Origin of the sequence: Lachnoclostridium edouardi (genome assembly GCF_900240245.1) — a bacterium.
Taxonomy (GTDB): domain Bacteria; phylum Bacillota; class Clostridia; order Lachnospirales; family Lachnospiraceae; genus Lachnoclostridium_A; species Lachnoclostridium_A edouardi.
On record NZ_OESQ01000001.1, the window covers coordinates 913,379 to 936,235 of the forward strand.

General features: G+C 42.5%; 20 protein-coding genes and 1 pseudogene. 8 read left to right on the forward strand and 13 right to left on the reverse strand.

The window, feature by feature from the left end; translation table 11 throughout:
- Positions 1-67 precede the first annotated feature (67 nt).
- Together C1A07_RS04280 and C1A07_RS04285 are read left to right on the forward strand one after the other, a co-directional pair.
- Positions 68-724 (forward strand): HAD family hydrolase, encoded by a 657-nt coding sequence (locus tag C1A07_RS04280; protein ID WP_101876006.1) that lies wholly within the window; start codon positions 68-70, stop codon positions 722-724.
- Between the two features lie 100 nt (positions 725-824).
- A complete protein-coding gene (locus C1A07_RS04285) occupies positions 825-1,697 on the forward strand; it encodes a DUF368 domain-containing protein (protein WP_101876007.1) in 873 nt (290 codons plus the stop codon).
- Positions 1,698-2,128: 431 nt separating this feature from the next.
- Here the strand turns inward: C1A07_RS04285 and C1A07_RS04290 are convergent, their stop codons facing one another.
- The 8 genes from C1A07_RS04290 to C1A07_RS04325 all read right to left on the reverse strand — a co-directional run bounded on the left by C1A07_RS04290 (position 2,129) and on the right by C1A07_RS04325 (position 9,261).
- Positions 2,129-2,761: a cytidylate kinase-like family protein gene (locus C1A07_RS04290; RefSeq protein ID WP_101876008.1), complete on the reverse strand. Its 633-nt coding sequence runs from the start codon at positions 2,759-2,761 to the stop codon at positions 2,129-2,131.
- Positions 2,762-2,820: 59 nt separating this feature from the next.
- Positions 2,821-3,603, reverse strand: a complete 783-nt coding sequence (locus tag C1A07_RS04295; protein ID WP_101876009.1) for an N-acetylmuramoyl-L-alanine amidase — start codon at positions 3,601-3,603, stop codon at positions 2,821-2,823.
- An 86-nt stretch (positions 3,604-3,689) separates the two neighbouring features.
- Positions 3,690-4,580: a diaminopimelate epimerase gene (dapF, locus tag C1A07_RS04300; protein WP_101876010.1), complete on the reverse strand. Its 891-nt coding sequence runs from the start codon at positions 4,578-4,580 to the stop codon at positions 3,690-3,692.
- An 18-nt stretch (positions 4,581-4,598) separates the two neighbouring features.
- Positions 4,599-5,144: an ANTAR domain-containing response regulator gene (locus C1A07_RS04305; protein ID WP_101876011.1), complete on the reverse strand. Its 546-nt coding sequence runs from the start codon at positions 5,142-5,144 to the stop codon at positions 4,599-4,601.
- A gap of 42 nt (positions 5,145-5,186) precedes the next feature.
- A complete protein-coding gene (gene glnA, locus C1A07_RS04310) occupies positions 5,187-6,524 on the reverse strand; it encodes a type I glutamate--ammonia ligase (protein ID WP_101876012.1) in 1,338 nt (445 codons plus the stop codon).
- Positions 6,525-6,740: 216 nt separating this feature from the next.
- Positions 6,741-8,603 carry a heavy metal translocating P-type ATPase gene (locus tag C1A07_RS04315; RefSeq protein ID WP_101876013.1) on the reverse strand — a complete coding sequence of 621 codons (1,863 nt, stop codon included), beginning with the start codon at positions 8,601-8,603 and terminating at the stop codon, positions 6,741-6,743.
- Positions 8,604-8,630: 27 nt separating this feature from the next.
- Positions 8,631-8,855 (reverse strand): heavy-metal-associated domain-containing protein, encoded by a 225-nt coding sequence (locus tag C1A07_RS04320; protein WP_101876014.1) that lies wholly within the window; start codon positions 8,853-8,855, stop codon positions 8,631-8,633.
- Positions 8,856-8,889: 34 nt separating this feature from the next.
- Positions 8,890-9,261, reverse strand: coding sequence for an ArsR/SmtB family transcription factor (locus tag C1A07_RS04325; RefSeq protein ID WP_101876015.1), 372 nt, complete (start codon positions 9,259-9,261; stop codon positions 8,890-8,892).
- A gap of 307 nt (positions 9,262-9,568) precedes the next feature.
- Between C1A07_RS04325 and C1A07_RS04330 the strand changes: the two genes are divergently transcribed.
- Positions 9,569-11,245, forward strand: a complete 1,677-nt coding sequence (locus C1A07_RS04330; RefSeq protein WP_101875548.1) for an IS1634 family transposase — start codon at positions 9,569-9,571, stop codon at positions 11,243-11,245.
- A gap of 333 nt (positions 11,246-11,578) precedes the next feature.
- Here C1A07_RS04330 and C1A07_RS04335 read toward each other — a convergent pair whose 3' ends face one another.
- From C1A07_RS04335 to C1A07_RS04345, 3 genes and pseudogenes are all read right to left on the reverse strand, one after another.
- Complete coding sequence (locus C1A07_RS04335; protein WP_101876016.1) at positions 11,579-12,985, reverse strand: glycoside hydrolase family 32 protein; 1,407 nt, start codon at positions 12,983-12,985, stop codon at positions 11,579-11,581.
- A gap of 31 nt (positions 12,986-13,016) precedes the next feature.
- Positions 13,017-14,381 (reverse strand): annotated as a pseudogene (locus C1A07_RS04340) (PTS transporter subunit EIIC); the annotation flags it as partial.
- Positions 14,382-14,665: 284 nt separating this feature from the next.
- A complete protein-coding gene (locus tag C1A07_RS04345; protein WP_101876018.1) occupies positions 14,666-15,643 on the reverse strand; it encodes a LacI family DNA-binding transcriptional regulator in 978 nt (325 codons plus the stop codon).
- A 259-nt stretch (positions 15,644-15,902) separates the two neighbouring features.
- Here C1A07_RS04345 and C1A07_RS04350 point away from each other — a divergent pair, with 259 nt between their 5' ends.
- The 5 genes from C1A07_RS04350 (at position 15,903) to C1A07_RS04370 (ending at position 20,690) form a co-directional block, all read left to right on the forward strand.
- Complete coding sequence (locus C1A07_RS04350) at positions 15,903-17,081, forward strand: ABC transporter substrate-binding protein (protein ID WP_101876019.1); 1,179 nt, start codon at positions 15,903-15,905, stop codon at positions 17,079-17,081.
- Between the two features lie 74 nt (positions 17,082-17,155).
- Positions 17,156-18,037 (forward strand): branched-chain amino acid ABC transporter permease, encoded by an 882-nt coding sequence (locus C1A07_RS04355; RefSeq protein ID WP_101876020.1) that lies wholly within the window; start codon positions 17,156-17,158, stop codon positions 18,035-18,037.
- Between the two features lie 16 nt (positions 18,038-18,053).
- Complete coding sequence (locus C1A07_RS04360; protein WP_101878038.1) at positions 18,054-19,151, forward strand: branched-chain amino acid ABC transporter permease; 1,098 nt, start codon at positions 18,054-18,056, stop codon at positions 19,149-19,151.
- Positions 19,151-19,999: an ABC transporter ATP-binding protein gene (locus tag C1A07_RS04365; RefSeq protein ID WP_101876021.1), complete on the forward strand. Its 849-nt coding sequence runs from the start codon at positions 19,151-19,153 to the stop codon at positions 19,997-19,999. Before C1A07_RS04360 ends, C1A07_RS04365 begins: the two co-directional genes overlap by 1 nt.
- Positions 19,986-20,690, forward strand: coding sequence for an ABC transporter ATP-binding protein (locus C1A07_RS04370; protein ID WP_101876022.1), 705 nt, complete (start codon positions 19,986-19,988; stop codon positions 20,688-20,690). Before C1A07_RS04365 ends, C1A07_RS04370 begins: the two co-directional genes overlap by 14 nt.
- 19 nt (positions 20,691-20,709) lie before the next feature.
- Here the strand turns inward: C1A07_RS04370 and C1A07_RS04375 are convergent, their stop codons facing one another.
- Both C1A07_RS04375 and C1A07_RS04380 read right to left on the reverse strand, forming a co-directional pair.
- Positions 20,710-22,218, reverse strand: a complete 1,509-nt coding sequence (locus C1A07_RS04375) for a xylulokinase (protein ID WP_101876023.1) — start codon at positions 22,216-22,218, stop codon at positions 20,710-20,712.
- The gene (locus tag C1A07_RS04380) at positions 22,208-22,852 is read right to left on the reverse strand and encodes a class II aldolase/adducin family protein (protein WP_101876024.1); all 645 of its coding nucleotides are present in this window, start codon (positions 22,850-22,852) and stop codon (positions 22,208-22,210) included. The genes C1A07_RS04375 and C1A07_RS04380 overlap by 11 nt, the downstream gene beginning before the upstream one ends.
- Between the last annotated feature and the right edge of the window lie 5 nt (positions 22,853-22,857).

The window sequence follows — 22,857 nt, forward strand, 5'->3', positions numbered from 1 at the left end:
GCTATGGTAATCCTTTCGTATATTTGCTATAATTCTTTCCAAGACTAAACGATTATGGAGGATAAGAATGATAAAAGCAGTGATTTTTGATATGGACGGGGTGATTGTAGACAGCGAGCCTGTTTACTTAAAAATTCAGTGGGAATATGCAAAAAAGAAAAATCCTGACGTAACATACAAACAGCTGTTTCCCATGGTGGGAGCCACCAAAAAGGACGCCTGGTCCGTAATGGAAAAGGCGGTGGACAATGGACAAACATGGCAGGAATTGAGAACAGAATTTAAGGAAAAAATAGATCTGTTTACAAATACAGATTACCAATCTATTTTTAGACCTGAGATTAAATCAGTGCTGGACGCGTTGAAAAACCAGGGGTATAAACTGGCGGTGGCGTCCTCCACTCAAATTGACGTAGTAGAGAAAGTTATGAAGGTCAACAGTATTTACAGCTATTTTGACACATTAGTCAGCGGCGACCAGTTTACTATGAGCAAGCCAGATCCTGAAATCTATCATTATACTGCAAAAAAACTGGGAGTAAAAGAAAATGAGTGTTTCGTTGTAGAGGACTCCCCTTATGGGATTCTGGCTGCAAAAAGAGCTGGGATGACAGTGGCGGCTTTATATGACAGCAGCTTTCATTTTGATCAGCATCTGGCTGATTACCATATTCAAAATGTAAAAGAAATTTTAGATATTTTGCTGAAAATGGAGAAATCCTAAACTGCTTTGCCAATGTTACTGCTTTTTATCTTCCATGATTAGAATAAAAACAAACTGTTCCGTATATATAAAAATAAGAGAGTAAAAGGCGGAACAATCTATGAAATATTTAAAAGAAATTTTCCGGGGGATTCTTATTGGCGTAGCTGGTATTGTGCCGGGAGTCAGCGGAGGAACCTTGGCTGTTTCTATGGGCGTGTATGACAAGATTATACACGCCCTTACTCATTTAACCTCAGAAACACGGGAAAGTATAAAGACCTTATTTCCTTATGGACTGGGTATGATTGCAGGTATGGGAGGGCTGGCTTTTATTATAGAAGTGCTGTTTGTAAAACTGCCCTTAGCCACCAGCTTAACATTTATTGGCCTGATTTTAGGAGGATTTCCCACTTTAAAACAAAAAGCAGATTTAGGCCGCACTGGTATAAAGGGTTATTGTACCATGGTTGTAATCTTCTGCGTTATGCTGATTATTACTATTTCAGGCGGAGATAGGGAAGGAGTCCCAGGCTTATCAGAAGCCTTTTTAGCTGGAGAGGGAAATCAGATCTCTGTAATCCTTTGTCTTCTGTCCTCCGGCTTTATTTACGCCGCCGCCATGGTAATTCCAGGAGTCAGCGGAACTATGCTGCTTATGATGATGGGATATTACCAGCCTATTTTAGCTTCTGTAAACCGCTTTCAAATAGGCCTTTTCACATTCAACCCTGAACAAATAATGGTAGAGCAGAAAATTCTTTTGCCATGCGGGGCAGGTCTATTAGCAGGGATTTTTCTCTGCGCTAAAATGGTAGAAGCGCTTTTAAAAGAGCATGAAAGTATTACATATTGCGGTATTCTGGGACTTGTTTTGTCCTCCCCTGTTGTAATTTTATGGGGAATTCCCATATCAGAAACTAACCTTATTGAAATCGTATCTGGAATTATATGTATGGCATTTTCAGCATTTTTAGTTCAAAAATTAGGTTAAAGTTCCCGCTGTTTTTATAGAATGCAGAGGGCGCATCCTGCCTGGAGGGCTCTTTATGTAATAGGAGAACCTTCCTAATTACATAAAAAAAGCCCGGTAGGGGTACCGGACTGTTAATGGGGAGAAATGAAATGATATCTATGTAAAAAGGCTTTTGCCTTGTTGATAGATCATATATTACATTTAATTTGTGATAAAATTGTGATTGAAAAATGAAGAAATTATAAAAAATAGTTGAGCACGGCGTGCGAAACTATTTGCTACCCAAACGAAGCGATAGCGGAGTTCGGGGTTCCCGTAGTTTTTTATGAAACGAGGAACGCGTGAAATAAAAAAGACTGATGAGACTGCCGCCAAATTATCAGTGAATCTTCTGATATTAATTCAGCGGCTGCCTCATCAGCCTCTGTTATGGATTTTTACATTTATAGTTATACAGAAAAACCTTTCATCTTAACATAGCCTTTGATGGCTTCAACTACTTCCTCCACAGTTAAAAAAGAAGTGTTTAAAAGTAAATCATAATTTTCAGGACTGCTCCAGTCCTTACCTGTATAATACCTATAATAATCTCTTCTTTCTCTGTCTACTCTTTTAATGGTCTTCAAGGCGTCAGAGGATGTGCAAAGACCTTTTTTTACAAGTCTTTCTGCTCTGGATTCCATATTTCCGTACAGGAATATTCTGATCAATCCTTCTGTGCCGGCCAGCACATAATCTGCACAACGTCCTATAATGACGCAGGACTCTTCTCCTGCCAGCTTGCGGATTACCTCTGACTGAAAACGGAACAGATTGTCTGCAGACACCAAATCAGAACCAAAGGACGGCTCCTTTTTTTCCGGGGTCATGCTGCTTATAATCCGGTATAAAAGCTTATTGCCTGCTTTTTCATCAGCCAGGTGAAAGTAGCTTTCCTTAATTCCGCTTTCATTGGAATTCATACGGAGAATATTCTTATCGTAAAAATTCAGCCCCAGCGCCTCAGCCAGCTTTCCTCCTATCTCAGAGCCGCCGCTGCCGTACTGTCTGCCAATGGTAATAATCAGTTTTTTCTCCTCCATAAATCATCCCTCCCCTTGTATTTTTTCTTATACAATTATACCATGTTTTTTCTTCACTGTCACCCGATTTTCTTTTCCCTTATAAGCATAGTGGGGTAGCCATTTCTTCTCAGCTCCCTCTCCATATTTACTCCGTTATCCATATTTAAAAATGCGCCTACCCGAACCTTATAATAGCCGTCCTGGTATACCATAAACGCCGGATAGCCTTTAGACTGCAGCTCTCTTGTAAGGGCGGCGGCCATTGCCTTATTTTCATAAGCCCCAACCTGAACCTGATAAAATTCCGGCTCCCTTGCCCCTTCCTGGGCAGCTGCTTTTAAGACTCCGTCTGCAATGGCCTGAGCAATTTGGTTAAACTGATTATCAAACTGTTCGTTGTCAGATATGTTGTCAATAAATCCGGCCTCCACAAGTACTGCCGGCATATTAGAACGTCTGAGGATTACTAATCCCGGTCTTTCTGCGATTCCCAGATCCTGAAACCCTAACTGCGCCAGCTCTCCGTTAATAGACTGAGCCACTCTTTCCGCCGGTCCTCCCATTTGGTAAACCAGGCTTAATATTCCTGAGCCTGTGCCCGGCTGTGGCATGGCGTTTCTGTGAATGGAAATCAGGAAATCCCCTTCTGCCTCATTCGCCATCTGCGCCTTCTCCAGAGGGCTGTCAAATACATCGTTTACTCTGGTGTAAAATACATCCGCCCCGGCATCCTCCAAAAGTCTTCCCACAGCAAGGGCCAGCCTTAGGTTGTCATCCTTTTCCTTTCTTCCTTCATAAATTGCACCTGGCTCAGCGCCGCCGTGTCCGGCATCTATTACAATTCGCTTTTTTGTCTCCAAATTAAAGACTCTCCTTACATATTCTATTCTATAATAGCATATGTAAGAAGAGTCCGATTTTGAACCCTCTTCAGGAAGAAATTTATCTACAATTTAATTTCTCCCTGAAAAACCTCTTCTGCTTCCCCTGTCATAAACACATGGTCTGTTTTACTGTCCCAAAAGATCACCAGCTGGCCGCCTAAAAGACTGACCGTTATATTTTTGTCCTTTTCTGCATAGCCGTTAAGCACTGCAGCCACAGCGCTGGCACATGCTCCTGTGCCGCAGGCCAGAGTTTCGCCGGAGCCTCTTTCCCAAACCCGCATTTGAAGATGCGTCTCATCTCTCACAGCAATAAATTCTGTGTTTGTTCTGTCCGGGAACCTTTTATGAAACTCAAATCTAGAACCAATGCTCTCCAGATTTAATGTATCTAAAATCGCGTCTCCCAAACCGCCCGCCCGTTTAATTCTGCTGGACAAAAGAGGGCCTGCAGCCAGATGATTTAAATTGTTTCCCTCTAAAAATAGCACTGCATGAGGATTTCCCATAGAAACACCTGTAAATTCGTAGTTTTTTCCCTCAGCTGTTAATGTTTCCCTGATTTTTGACGTAGTTTTAGGCTGCCCCATATCTACTGTCACTGTTTTTACCTTTCCATTTTCCACATTCAGCTTTAAATACTTAATTCCAGACAAGGTTTCCACAGTAATGCTTGTTTTATCTGAAGACACAATGCCGTGATCATATACATATTTTCCCACGCATCGGACGCCGTTTCCGCACATAGCCCCTCTGGAGCCGTCTAAATTATACATATCCATCTGGCAATCTGCCACAGAGGACGGCTTTATAAGAATTAAACCGTCAGAACCAATTCCAAAATGGCGGTCGCTGACTTTTATTGCGGCAGCTGCCGGATCTGCCACCTCCTCCTGAAAACAATCTACATAAACATAATCATTTCCAATTCCATGCATCTTTGTAAATCTCACAACAATTTTCTCCTATCTTTACACTCTCATCCCTAAAATCCACTGGGCAGTTTCCCACATACCGCTTCCGCTGTCCATACTGCTTTTTTGAATAAACCGGTGAGCCTCCTCCTCTGTCATATGGTTGCGCTCCATCAGCATTTTCTTAGCCTGAAGAATCAATCGCTTTTCTTCCTCATTTTTCTGCCTGGGCACTGATCTTTTCCGCCGCCTTCTCTGTACCTGTTCTCTTGCCATCATTTCCATTGTATTTACAAGCTCGTGAACCTTTAAAGGCATCTCCAGGAATACGGCTCCTGCCGGAGGGCCCTCCAGCATACTGCTGGCCTGGGCAATAATTAAAACAGAAAAGCCTTCCGGCAAACACTGGCAAAGCTCCTCGGCCACCATATCTTCAAATCTGGCGCCGCATACTAAAATTCCGCTTCCCAAATCGCTGGCATTTGAAAGAGCCTGGGCCCCGGAAGCGCAGACAGCTACTACATGGTAACCATTTTTAATCAATATATTTTTAATATTTCTGCCGTTCTCCGGCCTGGAAAACGCCACTAAAACATTGGTCACCTGTCCACCTCCCGCTTCTTGTTCCTGTTGTTTTTCTGAAAGCTAATATTTTCTCAAATACTCCTTCACTTCCCAATCTGTCACATGAACGCGGAAGGCATTCCACTCTTTTTCCTTTGCCTCCAAATATTTGCTGAAAATATGGCTGCCCAGCACTTTTTCTGAAAATCTGCTTTTTCTGAATATCTTTACTGCAGCCTCCAGACTTTCCGGAAGAGTTTTAATTCCTCTGGCACGCCTTTCCTCCTTGGACATTGCGTATATATTTTCATCTACGCTGGCAGCAGGCTCTAAATTTTTCCTGATGCCGTCCAGCCCTGCCGCCAAACATGCGGCCAGCACCAAATACGGGTTGGCGGCGGAATCAGGGGAACGCAGCTCTATTCTGGTATTCTCCCCCTCTGAAGGAGGAATCCGAATCAGGGCGCTTCTGTTAGAATGTTCTGACCAAGCTATATAATTAGGCGCGTCGTGGCTAGGTATTAACCTTTTATATGAATTAATCAGAGGATTTGTCAGCAAAGCAATCTCCTCTGAATGCTCCAAAAGCCCTGCAATAAACTGGTACGCGGTTTTACTTAATCCCAGCTTGTCCTGCAGATCTTCAAACACATTTTTTCCGCTTTTATCTGTTAAATACATGTTTAAATGAAGACCTGAACCATTGGTTCCCTCCACAGGCTGAGGCATAAATGTGGCGTGGAGCCCATGGCGCTTGGCAATATTTTTTACAGCCATTTTAAAGGTCATAATTTTATCTGCAGCCTCCAGAGCAGGGGCAGACTGAATGTCTATTTCATGCTGCCCGTGGGACATTTCGTGGTATGAAGCTTCGATTTCAAAACCCATGTCCTCTAAAGCCAGCACAATATCTCTTCTCACGTTCTCTGCCAAATCTAAGGGACCTACGTCAAAATAGCTGCCCTTTTCGTGGGTATTGGTAGTAGGATTTCCCTCATCATCTGTGTGAAACAGGAAAAATTCGCATTCCGGCCCTACATGAAATTCATATCCCATGTCCGCCGCCTCTTTGATCGCCTGCTTCAGCACATATCTGGGATCTCCCTCAAAGGGCTGGCCTCCAGGCCTGCGCACATCACAAATCAGTCTGGCCACCTTTCCCTGCTGAGGCCGCCAGGGAAAGATTTCAAATGTATCCAGATCCGGATACAAATACATGTCCGACTCTTCTATGCGCACAAATCCTTCTATTACAGAGCCGTCAAACATACATCTGTTATTTAACGCCCGCTTCAGCTGACCAGAGGTAATCGCCGCATTTTTCAGCACCCCGAAAATGTCTGTAAACTGCAAACGTATAAACTCTACATCCTCTTCCTCAACCAGCCTGAAAATATCCTCCTTTGTATATCTGCTCATGGTCCTCTCCCTTTCATCTGGTACTGTTTTTCTCTTGCCTCATTTTATCATACAAGGACAAAATTGTAAATCGGACCTGTCTGTAAAACCCTTTGGTATATATTTAAAAAGATTGAAAAAAATATGGGCGCTGCAAAATAAATAGAACCATTCTTTTATTTTGCAGCGCCCATTTAACCATTTAAATTTTTACAATAACATCAGCTTTTTTCATTACTATTTTTTGTAGTAAAGGGCTCTGATGGAATTCATAATAGCCAGCACAGATACTCCTACGTCTGCAAAAACAGCCGCCCACATAGAGGCCATTCCCAAAGCTGTAAGAATCAGTACCAGCACCTTTATCCCAATGGCGAACACAATATTCTGTTTTACAATTCCCATAGTTTTTCTGGCAATAGCAATGGCGTCTCCAATTTTAGACGGCTCATCTGTCATAATAACCATATCTGCCGCCTCCACAGCTGCGTCAGATCCAATTCCGCCCATGGCGATTCCCACGTCCGCCCTTGCTAAAACAGGGGCGTCGTTAATTCCGTCTCCTACAAAGCCTAATGCCTTGCCTTCTGGACGCTGTTTTAAAAGCTCCTCTACTTTATCCACCTTGTCTCCAGGCAGCAGGTTTCCATAGGCCTGATCCAGTCCTAGTTTTTCTGCAACTGCGTTTCCTACCTCCTGTCTGTCTCCTGTAAGCATTACCATTTTTTCAACGCCTGCTTTCCTCAGCCGTTTTACGGCCTCCGGCGCATCCTGGCGGATTGTATCTGCAATCACTATATACCCTAAATATTGATTATCCTCGGCAACATACAATACTGTGCCTAAAATATCCTTTACTTCCTGGCAAAGGACTTTGCAGGAATCCATTAATTTTTTATTTCCTATAAACAGATTTCTCTGCCGGCCTGCATCCATAACAACAGCATGTATTCCTTTGCCGGCTAATTCTTCTGTCTCGCAAACCTGCTCCGCCAGAATTTCCTGGCCATACGCCTCTTTTACAGAAGAAGCAATGGGATGATTGGAGTGGTATTCTCCTAAAGCGGCAAGTTTAATCAGTTCTTTAGAATCCCCGTTTTCCGGGTGAATCTCTGTTACCTGGAATTTACCTGTAGTCAAGGTTCCTGTTTTGTCAAATACTACTGTCTCAAGTCCTGCAACAGCCTCCAGATAATTGCTTCCCTTCAGCAGTATTCCTTCCTTGGAAGCCGCTCCAAGACCTCCGAAAAAGCTTAAAGGCACTGAAATTACAAGGGCGCAGGGGCAGGATACAACTAAGAAACTGCAGGCCCTGTATATCCAGACGCTCCATTCCTGATTAAAAAATACAGGAGGCACTATGGCGAAAAACAAAGCTAAAAATACTACGATAGGCGTGTATACACGGGCGAATTTTGTTATAAAATTCTCTGCCCTGGACTTTCTGGAGCTGGCGTTCTCCACTAATTCCAGAATCTTTGCCACAGTAGAATCATCAAACAGCTTAGTTACCTTTACCTCCAGCACTCCGTTTAGATTAATGGTGCCGCTGATTACATCCTGGCCTTCTTCAACTTCCACAGGAAGAGATTCTCCTGTCAGCGCCTTTGTATCTAATGTAGAGCTTCCTTTTATTACTACGCCGTCTAAAGGCACCTTTTCGCCTGGTTTAACGACAATCATATCTCCTACCTGCACCTCATAAGGATCTACCTGTTCTTCCTGGCCGTCCTTTAGCAGGTTAGCGTAATCCGGGTTAATGTCCATAAGAGCTGTAATAGACTTTCTGGACTTTCCTACTGCGTAATCGTTAAACAGCTCCCCAATCTGATAAAACAGCATAACGGCAACTGCTTCTTCCAGGGCCCCTACAAATAAAGCGCCGAATGTGGCAATGGTCATTAAGAAATTTTCGTCGAAGATCTGTCCGTTCTTTATATTTCTCAGGGCCTTTAAAGGAATATCATAGCCCGCCACCAAATAAGCCAGCACATATGGGAGCCACGCCCAGGAAGACTGCTTCTCCAATATTACGCCTGCAATCATTAATACTGCGCTGACTATCAGCCTTTTCGCCATAACCTTTTGTTTCTTTTCCATATGGCATCTCCTTTATATCAGTCTCGTTTATCTAAGCACCTTAAAGCCGGCCTCCGGCTCAATTTTATTTTTAATTTTCTCAGCCTCTGCAAGAATCTCTTCTTCTTTTCCGTCCTCTACTTCCATAACAAGTCTCTGGGTCATAAAGCTGAGAGAAACCTCTTTTACTCCTGAAAGCTTTTTAATTCCTTCCTCAATTTTAGCAGCACAGTTAGCGCAGCATAAACCTTCCATTTTCACAATCTTTTTCATTTTTGTATCCTCCTTTTATTCTGGTTTTTTAATATTATTCTTCAATATGCTCCATTCCCTGAGCCAGGATTGTCTCAATGTGACTGTCTGCCAGAGAATAAAATACTGTTTTTCCGTCTCTTCTGTATTTCACCAGCCTCATTTGCTTTAACACTCGCAGCTGGTGGGAAATCGCCGACTGGCCCATGCCTAAAAGACTTGCAATATCACAGACGCACATCTCCGACTGGCTTAGTACATATAAAATCCTGATTCTGGTTGAATCGCCAAAAATCTTAAAAAAATCAGCCAGGTCCTGAAGCTGCTCCTCTTTGGGCATAGCTTTATTGACTTTTTCTACAATCTTTTCATGGACATGGATAAAGTCGCATTGCTCCACCTGATCACTGTCTTTTCTGTAAGCCATAATTTCCTCCTCTTCCCCGTTTACTACACCAATTATCATATGAACAACTATTCATATGTTTATATTATCATAAAAACTTTTTTTGTCAAGACTTTTTAGACACAAAAAAAGAGACTGCCACAGCCCAATCAAAATGATTTCCCGTCTTTAGAAGTTAGCACTAGAAATCTTTAGGAGTATTTTCTGCTCTGAAGCCTCACAAATGCCTTTAAATAAGGCTTTTTTTATTGCAAAAAAACTTTTCAAAATTCTTTTTTTGCGATATACTAATAGTGTTAGTGGTGCTATCTTTTTGAGGAGGGATTCTATGGCATATTTTTTAAAAAAGACAACTTTAAAAGGCAGAACTTATCTTGCGATTTATGACAGTTTTTATAATCAGGAAAAAAAGGGGGCAGCTCACAAATGCTACAAATCCCTTGGCTCTGTAGAAACACTGAAAAAGAACGGCATGGAAGATCCAATCTCTTTTTACCAACAAGAAGTAGCTCTCTTAAACCAGCAACGAAAAGAAGAAGGTGTCCGCAAAATTTCTGACATTTCTCCAACTCTTTATCTTGGATACTTTCCACTGAAAGCAATCCTTGAGAAATTAAAAATCCAAAAGTATGTGAATTATTTTCATCTTACATATGATTTTCAGTTCGATCTTTATGAATTGATTTCTACATTAGTCTACGCAAGAGGTGTATGCCCATGCAGTAAAAACAGGACATTCCACGATGTGCTTCCCAATCTGTACCATTCGTCGCATTATTCCTATGATCAGCTTCTTGATGGTCTTGCCTTTTTGGGAGAAAACTATGAAAAGTTTATCGAGATCTTTACTGTACAAACTGCGGCTGTTTATGGACTGGATACTTCAAACTCTTACTTTGATTGTACGAATTTCTATTTTGAAATAGACAGGGAGGATGATTTCAGAAAAAAAGGACCGAGCAAAGAAAACAAAAAGGAACCCATCATCGGTCTTGGGCTCCTTTTGGATCGGAACCAGATTCCGGTCGGTATGAAGATGTATCCGGGAAATGAGTCAGAAAAACCCATTCTACGTGATGTGATTGATGGACTTAAAAATAGGAACAATATCATGGGAAAAACCATCCATGTCGCAGACAAAGGACTTAATTGTGCACAAAACATTGCGTTTTCAAAACAGAATGGAGATGGTTATCTGTTTTCAAAATCTGTAAAAACCTTGCCTTCGACAGAAAAAACCTGGGTATTATTAGAACAGGATTACAAAGATGTCAAAGATAAAAGCGGAAAACTTTTATACCGCTATAAAAGCTGTATTGATACTTTTCCTTATTCCATAGAGTATAACGGAAAAAAACAGACCATTATGCTTACAGAGAAACGCCTGGTTACCTACAATCCTTCCCTTGCTGCAAAAAAAAGATATGAAATAAACCGCCTTGTAGAAAAAGCAAAAGCACTTACCCTGTCACAAGCCAAAAGGAATGACTTTGGAGAAGCAGGAAAATATGTGGATTTCACAGATAAAACAGGAAATAAAGCAAAAACAAGGATTAATCAGGCTGCCATCGATAAGGACCTCGAACTTGCCGGATACAATCTTCTGGTCACATCCGAAACCCAGATGACAGATCAGGATATTTACTGTACTTACCATAATCTGTGGAGAATTGAAGAATCCTTTAAGATTATGAAATCAGACCTGGATGCACGGCCGGTATTTCTTCAAAAAGAAAATACGATTAAAGGCCACTTTTTGATTTGCTATTTAACAGTTCTCTTAGAGAGGATTTTTCAATTTAAGATACTGGATGAAAAATATTCAACTTCAGATATATTTAGATTCATTAAAGATTTCAGGGTAACAAAAGGCGAACATAAATATATAAACACCACAAGGGATTGTACTTTTATAAATGACCTAGCTGATAAATTTCATCTTCCTTTAACGAATTACTTTCTATCTGAAACTCAAATAAACACCATTTTTAATTATAAACTATAATAACAAACACAGAAGGACTGCCGCTAGCAGTCCTTCTAAACCTTAAAGTTTGCACTATTTTTTAATCTCTGATACCAAAGTCAGGTTNACTTTCTATCTGAAACTCAAATAAACACCATTTTTAATTATAAACTATAATAACAAACACAGAAGGACTGCCGCTAGCAGTCCTTCTAAACCTTAAAGTTTGCACTATTTTTTAATCTCTGATACCAAAGTCAGGTTATATTATCATAAAAACTTTTTTTGTCAAGACTTTTTAGACACAAAAAAAGAGACTGCCACAGCCCAATCAAAATGATTTCTCTGATTATGCCTGCAGCAGTCTCTATATTATTTTAAGCTGTACAATACAGCCTCTGCTCCGCCTGTTATTGTAATCTCCCGTTTTTCTTCCGGATAATAGCGGGTGCTCATAGCTTTTTCTCCCTGGTTGATAAATATTTCTATACTGGAAGCGTCCCCCAGGATTCTTAAATCTGTGATTTGATCTAATTTCACTTTGCGCATCGTTCTGCCTGCCCCAGCCGGCCCTGTAAACTCCATAGCAAAAATTCCCAGCCGGCTGTTTCGCCAAAGTTTAAGACCTTCTGATAGATTTATAGCAAAGTCCTGATTTTTAAAAACATGAACCTCCAAATCCCAGGCTGTTTCCACCGCTGTGGCTTCTCCTGCTTTCAACTTAGATTTCCCGCCTCTTCTGGCGGAAATTTCTTCCACAGGAAACTGAAATACTCTTCCGTTTTCCCACGTAAGCTCTCTTGGGACAGTCATTATGTGCTGCCACCCATAAGCAACGGTAGGGTTGACAAACTCAGGGGTATCCGGCATACCCATCCAGCCTATCAGAATCCTTCTGCCTTCTTCATCCAGAAATGTTTGAGGCGCATAGAAGTCAAATCCATAGTCCCACTCTTCAAATTCCCCTAATAAGTAGCTGCCCTCCAGCTCTCCATAAAAAGGAAACCAGCCTGATTCATAAGTATTTTGAAATCTGGCCTCCTCATGCTCCATGCCCTGAGGGGAGACAGATAAAATTCTCTGCCCGTTTAAGGAAAAGAAATCAGGACATTCCCACATATATCCCATTTTTTGCTCTGTTTTAAAACGGTTTGCCAAGGTCCAGTTTTCTCCGTCTTGGCTTTTATAAAGAAGTACTTCTCCGTACTCTTTTTCATTTCTGGCCCCCTGAACCATATAATAGAGCCCATCCTGCTTCCACACCTTAGGATCTCTCACATGGCAAGTGCAGTCAGAAGGATAATCTTCATTTTTCATCAGCCATTTTTTAGCTGAAAAATTTTTTCCGTCCTCTGTTTCCGTCATCACTAAATTGCCTTGCCGCCCTTTTCGTATATAATCGAAATCTCCGTCCTCTTTTACATTTCCTGTATAATATATACGGATTTTTCCGTCTTCCACAAAAGCTGACCCGGAATATACTCCATGGCAGTCAAAAGGCTGATCCGGATATAAAGCGGCTCCCTGGTACTCCCAGGAAAACAAATCACGGCTGACGCTGTGCCCCCAGAACTTTAGTCCTCCCTCCGGGCTGAGGGGAGAGTACTGGAAAAACCCATGGTATACCCCCTCCTTTTGACACAGCCCGTTGGGATCATTTAACCACCCTTGAGGAGGAGCCAGATGATATAGGGGATACCATTTGTCTTTTTCTTTACTGGCTGCTTCTTTTTCAGCTTTGTCTGTTAACTTCTTTAATTCTCTGGTTAACATATTCATATTAAAATCACTCCTCCGGCTGATCCTTGTACATAATATAAGAAATTACAAATGCTGACCCTGCTGCAATTAACATGGTAATAATATACTGAAGAGGTCTGTGCAGGTGAAGCAGTATGCCGAAAATTCCTGTAACTCCAGTGCCTGTAGCTCCCAGTCCTACAATAGAAGCATATAACGCTCCCAGGGCGCCGCCTATGGAGCCTGCCACAAATGGCTTGAAAAAGCGCAAATTTACACCGAAAATCGCCGGCTCTGTAATTCCCATAAATGCGCTGAGAGCTGACGGCAGAGCAAGAGATTTAATTTTTCCCTGTTTTGTTTTAAAAGCTACTCCCAGGGCGGCTGCGCCCTGCCCTACATTGGCTGCTGAGGCTAAGGGCAGCCAGAAGGTTAAACCAAATTTTGACAGCTGTCCTAAGTCGATTACTGTGTACATATGATGAATTCCTGATACTACTGTTGTGGCGTAGGCGCCGCCCATAACAAGACTTCCCAGTCCAAATGGAAGAGTTAACAGCCACTGAATTCCGTCCAGAATCCCATTTTCCAAGGTAACGAATACAGGGCCAATCACTGCTAATGTTAAATATCCTGTTACAAATACGCTGACTAAAGGAGTTACAAATAAATCCAGCATTGCGGGAACCAGCTTATGAAGACGTTTTTCAATAAAAGCCAGCACCCAGACAGCTATAATAACAGGGATTACGTGGCCCTGATAACCTACCATTTTAATAGAATAAAGTCCAAAAAATACAGGCTGTGTAGAAAGTACGCCTTCTGTTGCTACTGTCCATGCATTCTGCAGATTCGGGTGAATCATAATCATACCGATAACCGCTCCTAAAAACGGGTTGGCGCCAAATGTTCTGGCTGCGCTGAAGGCAATTAATATAGGTAGAAATACATAAGCCACATTGCTGAACAATACTGCAAACTGGTACAGGGAACCGTCTGTGTTAATAGAAAGGAATCCATTATTCACCATGAAATTCATGGCTTCCATTATACCCATAAGAAAGCCGCTGGCTACAATGGCGGGGATAATAGGCACAAAAATGTCTCCTAATGTTTTAATTCCTCTCATAAAAACATTTTGTTTTGCCGCCGCAGCCTGTTTCACGTCCTCTTTGCTGGCCTCTGAAATCCCTGCCAGCAGAATAAACTGGTCGTAAACCTTATTGACAACTCCTGTTCCCAAAATAATCTGCAGCTGCCCTGAGGCCTCAAACACGCCTTTTACTCCGTCTACGTTTTCCACTGCCTTTTTATCACATTTTTCATTATCTGCAATTACAAGGCGCAGTCTAGTTGCACAGTGGGCTGCAGATACCAGATTTTCCTTGCCGCCTAACTTTTCCAAAATTTCTTTTGCCGTCCTATTGTAATCCATTTCCTTTTCCCTTTCCTTCCCTTAAATTTTGTTTTTGTCAGAATCCCTTTTTAATGATAACATTTTCATATTGATTTCTTTAATTCAAATTCAATACTCCTTTATTTTATTTAAATATTCTGTTTTCTCAAAGCAATTCCTCCATTTTTATTTTATTTTTTATATGATATCGTTTTCACATATTTGGATTATAACACTGATTCACTCATTCTGTAAACTGTAAATGGTTATAAAAAACAGGAAGCGTTTTTGTACATTTACTACAAAACTGCTTCCCTTTTCTTTTACACTGATTCTCTTTTTTCAATTTTATGGCCCAGCTGAATTTGTTTTTTCACTTTTTCGCCATCCTCCAGCATGTCCAACATAATTCTGGCCGCCTCCATTCCTCTTGTCATAAAATGTAAATGAGCTGTTGTTAATCTGGGACTGCATATCTGAGACAGCTCTGTATTGCCTACCCCTACAATGCTAATATCCTGGGGAATCTTTTTCCCCGCTTCTCTGACAGCTTCCATGGCACCAATAGCTATGGCGTCTGTGGCGCAGAAAATTCCGTCTATATCGCAGTGAGCCTTCAGCAGCCTTTCCGCCCCCTTGCGGCCTTCCTCTATAGAAAACCCACACTCCTCTTTATATACGTTTTCTTCCAGCCCGTACTCCCCCATTGCCTCCATAAATCCTCTCAGCCTGTCTTTTCCCACCGCCTTATCTTTTTCCGTCACTGTCAGGCAGCCAATATGCTTCCTGCCTTTTTCCGGAAGAAGCAAGGCAATTTCCCTGGCCATATCTACTTCGTCATTATATATGCAGGAAACTTCCTTCACCTTTTGTCCGATCACTACTACAGGACTGTCCATATTTTTTAACAGTTCCCTGTGTTTTGCCGTCACAATAGTTGCAATTAATATAATCCCGTCTACCTGATGGTTCTGAAATAAATTTAAATAGTCGATTTCCTTTTCCGGCTGATTCTCTGTATCTGCTAACAGTATCTGAAATCCCTTGGCAGAAAGCACCTTATTAATTCCCGCCACTGTTCTGCTGGTGGAGTCAGAATTGATTTTAGGCAGGATTACGCCGATCAGTCTTGTTTTTCTGCTTCTTAACATTTGGGCGTGGGCAGAGGGCACAAAGCCAGTCTGTTCAATTACTGTGCGAATTGCCTCTTTCTTTTCGTCACTAACATATCCGTTGTTTAAATATCTGGACACTGCCGCGTTAGAAACTCCTGCCAGCTTGGCTATTTCTTTAATTGTCACTGCCTCCACCTCCCTGAAAACATTTTCACTTTTTTCTCAGTATACTCCACATTCTTTTTCTGCGCAATCTTAATTTTTACTAAAAAATCGTAAAAACACAAACATTTATGTAAAAAATGTCTTCCCTGGAAAAACAAAATAAATAAAATTTAAATTTTTTCTTGCTTTTTTACTTTACCCTGCTATAATGATAAAAACGTGTTCTTACAAGGCGAACGCTTGTCTTTTTCACGTGAACATATATAGGGAGGTACATATTATGAAAATCAAGAAATTTTTATCTGTTACTATGGCGGCCGCTCTTGCCGCTGCATCCTTAGCCGGCTGTGGAGGCGGCTCCTCATCTTCCTCTGAATCTGATGAGAAGGTAATTAAAATCGGTGTTTTTGAGCCTACCACCGGTGAAAACGGAGGCGGCGGCTTCCAGGAGGTTTTAGGTATCCGCTATGCCAATAAAATGCATCCCACTGTAAAAATCGGAGACGAGGAGTACAAGGTAGAGCTGGTGGAGGTAGACAACAAATCAGATAAAACAGAGGCTGTAAACGCCGCTCAAAAGCTGGTCAGCGATAAGGTTTCTGTAGTTTTGGGAAGCTACGGTTCCGGCGTATCTATTGCAGCAGGACAGATTTTCGCCGACGCCAAAATCCCTGCTATCGGCTGTTCCTGTACAAATCCTCAGGTTACACAGGGAAACGACTACTATTTCCGCACCTGCTTTATTGATCCTTTCCAGGGCACAGTAATGGCCAACTACGCAATTCAAAATAACGCCAAAACAGCTGCAGTTATTACTCAGTTGGGAGACGACTACTCCTCAGGCTTAGGCTCATTCTTTAAATCAGCATTTATTGACTTAGGCGGCCAGGTAGTCAGTGAAGAACAGTTCCAGACGAACCAGACAGACTTTAAGGCCATTCTTACAAATATAAAAGCAGCTAACCCTGATATTATTTTTGCACCGTCCTCTATTACTACTGCTCCTTTGATTATTAAGCAGGCAAGAGAACTGGGAATTACTGCAACAATTGCAGCAGGGGACACATGGGAAAACTCTACAATTATTGAAAATGCAGGCGCTGACGCTGAGGGCGTTGTGCTTTCCACATTCTTTGACGAGTCTGAACCGGCTAACGACGAGGCTGCCGCTTTCATCACCGGATTTAAAGAATTCTTAAAGGAAAACAAACAGGAAGAAATCATTCCTGCAGTTTCTGCTTTAGGCTATGACGCTTACCTTAGCGCCATTACTGCTATTGAAGCAGCCGGTTCTACAGATACTACCGCTATCAGAGACGCCCTTGCAGGAATTACTGTAGACGGCGTAACAGGAACTATTTCCTTTGACGAAAACGGCGACGCCAAGAAAGATATGGCCTTCATTAAGACTATTGAAGACGGCACCTTTAAATTCCTTACAACAACTACTATTCAGTAATAAAAAACACTGGGGAGGGGAATGATGCAAGACCTGCACCGCTCCCTTCCATTTTGTGACACAGGAGGCCTTCCATGACACTGACAACCTTTTTACAGCAATGTCTTACTGGTATTTCTCTAGGCGGCGCTTATGCCCTTATTGCAATCGGCTACACTTTAGTTTACGGCATACTCCGCCTGATTAATTTTGCTCACGGCGATATTTTTATGATGGCCGGCTACTTTATGATTTTTGCTATGGCCAGTATGCCCTGGTTTATTGCAATTCCCGTGGTTTTGATAGTAACAGTAATCTTAGGCGTTTCTATTGAGCGGGTGGCGTACAGACCTTTAAGAAGCGCTCCCAGAATGTCTGTTATGATCTCGGCTATCGGCGTTTCCTACTTACTTCAAAATCTGGCTACCTATTTATTTACAGCCCTTCCAAAGGGATATCCGGAAATTCCGTTATTAAAGAAAATTTATCAGATCGGCGGTCTGTCCGCTTCTCTTGTTACATTCCTGACTCCAGTACTTACATTAATAATTGTATTTGGATTAATGGCTTTAATCAATCACACTAAAATCGGCATGGCTATGCGGGCCGTATCTAAGGATTACGAAACAGCGTCCTTAATGGGAATTAAAATCAACAGAATTATTTCTTTTACCTTTGCCGTAGGCTCTCTTTTGGCAGCGGTAGGTTCTATTCTTTATTTTACAGACCGTATGACTGTATTCCCCTTCTCCGGCTCCCTGCCAGGATTAAAGTGCTTTGTGGCCGCTGTGTTCGGCGGCATCGGAAGCATCCCCGGCGCAGTAATCGGAGGCTTTATTCTGGGACTTGGCGAAACTGCTTTGGTGGCTATGGGATACTCTACTTTCAGCGACGCGTTCACGTTTATTCTTTTAATTGTAATGCTTCTGATCCGTCCTACCGGACTGTTTGGTGAGAAGACAACTGACAAAGTGTGAGGTGGCTGTTATGAATATGAAAAACACAAGAACAAGAAACCATATCCTGACTATTGCAGCCCTTTTAGCCGTTATAGGCGCAACTGCGTTTCTGCAAATGAACTCTGCGGCCTACAGCTATCAGATTTCTATTTTAGAGAGAAGCGCCATTTATGCTGTTGTAGCTGTTTCTATGAACCTGCTTACAGGTTTTACAGGGCTTTTTTCCCTGGGCCAGGCCGGATTTATGGCGATCGGCGCATATGTAGTGGCGATTCTCACTATACCTGTAGCCAGCAGACCAAGCGTTTATTACGTAGACGGCATCTCTGATGCCATTGCCACAGTACATACTCCCTTCTGGGTAGCCTTAATTCTGGCAGGACTTGTTTCCGCCTTTGTGGCAGCCTTAATCGGAATCCCTGTACTTCGTTTAAAAAGCGATTATCTTGCTATTGCAACCCTTGGATTTTCTGAGATTATCAGGGCTTTTATTGCAGCCCCTCAATTTAACAGAATCACCAATGGCTCCTATGGCTTAAAAAATATTCCCGGTTTTCCTAATTTATTTGTTGCTTTCGGTCTGTGCGCCTTATGTATTCTCCTAATGGTGCTTTTAATCCGGTCTTCCTTTGGCCGCGCCTTTAAGGCTATACGGGAGGATGAAATTGCGGCAGAATCTATGGGCATTAACTTATTCCGCTATAAAGAGCTTTCCTTTATTATTTCCTCCTTTTTTACCGGTGTGGGAGGCGGACTTTTGGCAATGTTTATGCGCTCCATTGATTCCAAAACATTTTCCATCACCTTAACCTACGACATTCTCCTTATTGTTGTTTTAGGAGGAATCGGCAGTGTAACAGGAAGCGTTATCGGAGCGTTTTTAGTTACTGCCGGCCGGGAATGGTTAAGATTTTTCGACAATCCCCTTACCATCGGCGGCATAGAGATCCCTCTTTTCCGCTCCGGCTTCCGTATGGTTATTTTCTCTATTCTGCTTATGGTTGTAGTATTGTTTTACAGAAAGGGAATTATGGGCAGCAATGAATTTTCCTGGAACGGGCTTGGACGGCTGATAAAAAGCATTCCTGCCAGGCTCAAAAAAAAGGCAAAGAAAACAGGAGGGGCAGAATAATGGCAGACAATATTTTACATATGGAAGACGTTACCATGCAGTTTGGCGGCGTCGTTGCCGTTAACGGTCTGACTTTAGACATAAATCAAGGGGAAATTGTAGCCCTGATCGGACCTAACGGCGCCGGAAAAACAACTGCTTTTAACTGTGTAACAGGAATTTACGAGCCTACCTACGGCAAAGTTGATTTCCAGGGAAAAACCATACTTGCAAATACGCCTCAGGGAAAAATGAAACGCTTTTATGCCGGAGACGTACCTGCAAAACCGATTCCCCATATAGAAAACACTCCTGACCAAATTACGAAACTGGGCATCGCCAGAACCTTCCAGAATATTCGTTTATTCGGAAATCTGACTGTGTTTGACAATGTGCTTATTGCCAAGCATATGAGAGCCCGTCAAAACGTTTTCTCCGCCACTTTAGGTCTGAATTATAAGGAGGAACGGCGTATGCGCCAGGAAACTATGGAGCTTTTAGAGATGCAGGGCCTGGCCCATCTAAAAGATGAAGTAGCTTCCTCCCTGCCCTACGGCCTGCAGCGCCGGCTGGAGATTGCCAGAGCTTTGGCCACCCGTCCCTCCCTGCTTTTATTAGATGAGCCGGCGGCGGGAATGAATCCTCAGGAAACTCAGGAGCTTACTGATTTTATTAAACAGATCAAGGAAGATTACCATTTATCAATATTTATGATTGAACATCACATGGATCTTGTTATGCAGATTTCTGACAGAATATATGTTTTGGACTTTGGCAAGCTGATTGCCCAGGGCACTCCTGAGGAAATCCAGAATAATGAACGTGTAATAGAAGCATATCTGGGGGTGAGCGACGATGCTGAAGATTGACAATTTGCGTGTAAATTACGGCGGTATTGAGGCAGTAAAGGGCATTTCCTTTGAAGTTCCTGACAAAAGTATTGTAACTCTTATTGGAGCCAACGGCGCCGGAAAAAGTACTACTCTCCGCTCTATTGTAGGCCTTGTAAAGCCGGCCTTCGGCTCTATTACATTTGACGGGGAAGAGATTACAAAAAAGGATACTCCTTATATTATTTCTAAGGGCATTACCTTAGTTCCGGAGGGGCGCCGTGTATTTCCGGACTTAACTGTACTGGAAAATATTAAAATCGGGGCTTATTTAAGAAATGATTCCCTGGAGGACGACATTGAATGGGTGTATTCTCTGTTCCCCAGACTGAAAGAAAGAAGCTGGCAGCTTTCCGGCACGCTCTCCGGCGGCGAGCAGCAGATGTTGGCTGTAGCCAGGGCTTTAATGGGCCGTCCTAAGCTGTTAATGATGGATGAGCCGTCTCTGGGGCTGGCTCCTTTAATTGTAAAGGACATTTTTTCTATTATTAAAGAGATTAATAAGCACGGAGTAACTGTTCTTCTTATTGAGCAGAATGCCAACATGGCTCTTCACACGGCAGATATTGGCTATGTGCTGGAAACCGGAAAAATCACTATGACAGGCTCCGGAAAAGAGCTTTTAGCAGACGAATCTGTAAAAGCCGCTTACCTGGGAAAGAAAAAGTAATGTCAAAAGCCGCTGTCCTTTAAAACAGCGGCTTTAATGTTTTATATAGTTCCTTATATTTCTTAAATTGCTTATCATATACAGCGGCGTGTTCTGCAATGGGATGAAAGACGCAGCCTGTTTTTGCCAGCTTCTTTCCGAAGTCTAAAGGAATTTCCTTTATTCCCACCGCCTGAGCGGCAATTATAATGTCCCCCAGAGTTTCTGTTTCATTGGACGTCAGACTGCTTACAGGAATGTTTAAAACATCAGCAAAAATCTGGCACCACAGGGGACTGTTGGCCGCTCCTCCCCCCAGAGGAATAATGTCCGGCTTTAGGGAATTGGAAAGTACTACATCCAGACAATCTCTCTGGGAGAATGCAACTCCCTCCAGCACAGCTCTTACAAAAGAGCTGTAATTCGTTCCCAGGCCAATGTTGAAGAACACTCCCCTTGCCTCCGGATTCCATATAGGACTTTGTTCTCCGGCAAGGTAGGGCAGCCATATGGTGCCCCCGGCTCCTACAGGGGCTTTGGCGGCCTCTATATTTAAATAAGTATATAAATCTTTTCCTGCAGCGGCGGCCTCATCTGCCACTGCCTTTCCAAAAACATCCCTGAACCATCTTAAAGATACACCTGCATTATTTGTAGATTGCACCCCAATGTATTGGCCGGGAAACGCCCCATATATATTCAAAAGCCGCTGATCTTGAAAAGGCTGCGAGGAAATGCAGCACAGCCTTCCGCTGCTTCCTATAGTAAGGGCGAAATCCCCTTTCTGCACAGCTCCCGCTCCTATAGTGGCGGCCACTGTATCAATTACCCCGGCAGTAACAGGAGTCCCCGGTAAAAGTCCTGTCAGCTGCGCCGCTTTTTTTGTCACCCCTCCTACAATATCTGTAGAATGGTAAGGTTTTGGCAACAGTCTTAAAGGCAGACCTGTTTTTTTAACAATCTCAGTTTCCCACTGCCCTGTATATATATTGGACATTAAGGTCAGACTCATCCTGGACCTGTTAATGGAAAATTCTCCTGTTAATTTCTGTATTAAATATCCGCAGGGAACTAAAACCTTATATGATTTTTTCACTATGTCAGGACGATTTTCAATCATCCACCTGACATTAGGAAGGCAGAAGGAGCCGTTGGCAATGCGGTTTTTGGCGGAGCGGCGCACAACCTCCTCCCCTATATTTTCCTTCAGCCATTTTACCTGCTCCCCACTTCTCTGGTCGTGGAGACTAATGGCATTATATAAAGGCGTTCCCTCTTTATCTACAAACACTATGGCGTTTGTGCTGCTGATCCCCACAACTGCAATCCGGGTGTTTTCAATTCCCTGGTTTTGAAAAATTTCCTTCAGGTTTCTCTGCACTGCCTTCCACCACTGTAAAGGCTCCTGCTCCGTCCAGTTTTCTCTGGGGTGAAGCATAGGATATTCTCTATATGCAGAAGCTACTTTATTGCCTGAGAAATCATATACAGAACATTTTGTTCCTGTTGTTCCTATATCAATTCCTAATAGTAAGTCTTTATTTCCCATAGATTCCTCCGGCGTCTCTGATTTCCTGAATCTGTTCCTGGGTCATAGGATAGCCGCCATTTCCTAAAATCATTGTAATATGAGCGTTTTCCTCTATTTCCTCCGCAATGCCAAATACAGCCTCCGGCTCCCTTCCCACTGCCACCACTCCGTGATTTTTTAAGAGCACGCAGTTTTGATTTTCCAGAAGCCGGGCCACTTCCTGAGCCAGCTTTAAACTTCCCGGCATAAAATAAGGAATAACAGGAATCTTATTTACCCGCAAAGCATACCCTGGCGTATACACAGGCAGGCCGCAGGAATAGTCGATTTCCTGTCTGCAGGTAGCCGCAATGCTGTAAAGAGGATGAAGATGAAAAATGCACTGAATATCCGGCCTTTTTTTATAACATTCTAAATGCATGATAAACTCTTTAGAAGGCCTTCCACCTTTGACAACAGTTCCATCCATATCTATACATGTAAAGTCCTCTTCAACTAAGCTTCCTAAAAAGGTTCCTGTACAGGAAATATAAAATTTCTCCCCATAACGTATACTTACGTTTCCTCCGCTGCCTCCTGTAAATCCTTTTTCATAGGCCTTATGACTTACTCTTATTAAATCCTGCAATTTTTCCTCTAAATTTCTATCCATATGAT

What these genes read in the sequence shown, in the direction of transcription:
- C1A07_RS04280 (WP_101876006.1), top strand. Translation starts at nt 68, where the DNA reads ATGATAAAAGCAGTGATTTTTGATATGGACGGGGTGATTGTAGACAGC.
- C1A07_RS04285 (WP_101876007.1), top strand. Translation starts at nt 825, where the DNA reads ATGAAATATTTAAAAGAAATTTTCCGGGGGATTCTTATTGGCGTAGCT.
- C1A07_RS04290 (WP_101876008.1), bottom strand. Translation starts at nt 2,761, where the DNA reads ATGGAGGAGAAAAAACTGATTATTACCATTGGCAGACAGTACGGCAGC.
- glnA (WP_101876012.1), bottom strand. Translation starts at nt 6,524, where the DNA reads ATGAGCAGATATACAAAGGAGGATATTTTCAGGCTGGTTGAGGAAGAG.
- C1A07_RS04315 (WP_101876013.1), bottom strand. Translation starts at nt 8,603, where the DNA reads ATGGAAAAGAAACAAAAGGTTATGGCGAAAAGGCTGATAGTCAGCGCA.
- C1A07_RS04320 (WP_101876014.1), bottom strand. Translation starts at nt 8,855, where the DNA reads ATGAAAAAGATTGTGAAAATGGAAGGTTTATGCTGCGCTAACTGTGCT.
- C1A07_RS04325 (WP_101876015.1), bottom strand. Translation starts at nt 9,261, where the DNA reads ATGGCTTACAGAAAAGACAGTGATCAGGTGGAGCAATGCGACTTTATC.
- C1A07_RS04330 (WP_101875548.1), top strand. Translation starts at nt 9,569, where the DNA reads ATGGCATATTTTTTAAAAAAGACAACTTTAAAAGGCAGAACTTATCTT.
- C1A07_RS04335 (WP_101876016.1), bottom strand. Translation starts at nt 12,985, where the DNA reads ATGAATATGTTAACCAGAGAATTAAAGAAGTTAACAGACAAAGCTGAA.
- C1A07_RS04350 (WP_101876019.1), top strand. Translation starts at nt 15,903, where the DNA reads ATGAAAATCAAGAAATTTTTATCTGTTACTATGGCGGCCGCTCTTGCC.
- C1A07_RS04355 (WP_101876020.1), top strand. Translation starts at nt 17,156, where the DNA reads ATGACACTGACAACCTTTTTACAGCAATGTCTTACTGGTATTTCTCTA.
- C1A07_RS04360 (WP_101878038.1), top strand. Translation starts at nt 18,054, where the DNA reads ATGAAAAACACAAGAACAAGAAACCATATCCTGACTATTGCAGCCCTT.
- C1A07_RS04365 (WP_101876021.1), top strand. Translation starts at nt 19,151, where the DNA reads ATGGCAGACAATATTTTACATATGGAAGACGTTACCATGCAGTTTGGC.
- C1A07_RS04370 (WP_101876022.1), top strand. Translation starts at nt 19,986, where the DNA reads ATGCTGAAGATTGACAATTTGCGTGTAAATTACGGCGGTATTGAGGCA.
- C1A07_RS04375 (WP_101876023.1), bottom strand. Translation starts at nt 22,218, where the DNA reads ATGGGAAATAAAGACTTACTATTAGGAATTGATATAGGAACAACAGGA.
- C1A07_RS04380 (WP_101876024.1), bottom strand. Translation starts at nt 22,852, where the DNA reads ATGGATAGAAATTTAGAGGAAAAATTGCAGGATTTAATAAGAGTAAGT.